Annotated in this window: 1 protein-coding gene; it reads left to right on the forward strand. The window is 31.3% G+C overall.

Going from position 1 to position 342, the window contains the following annotated elements; genetic code table 11:
• A partial coding sequence (locus MUW73_RS04130; protein WP_243575286.1) for a hypothetical protein occupies window positions 1–342 on the forward strand: 342 nt, incomplete at both ends.

The following is a 342-nucleotide window of genomic DNA, read 5'->3' on the forward strand; positions in this document are numbered from 1 at the left end:
CCTCTTTTAGCTTGGTTTATTTTTATAAAAACAGAGATCCCCATATCAGAAGTTATTTCTTTTTTACAAAGACAGGAAAAATTTCAGTTTAGAACTGTATTCCATTTTGATACTAAATTAGCAGCTATAGTTTCGCTGGTTTTATCTGGCATAGTCTATTATATAAAACCTACAACTATCCAGAGATTGTATATGGCTTCAGACCCACTTCAAGCCCAAAAAGTTTTCTCATATGGTAGTATTTTTAGTGTTCTTATAGAAGGTTGTATTATCCTAGTAGATTTGTTCATTTTTGTTGGAACACCTGATTTACCAAAAGAAAAGATTTGGCCCTATATAATG

This window comes from Candidatus Cardinium sp. cByotN1 (assembly GCF_022810525.1).
Lineage (GTDB): Bacteria > Bacteroidota > Bacteroidia > Cytophagales > Amoebophilaceae > Cardinium.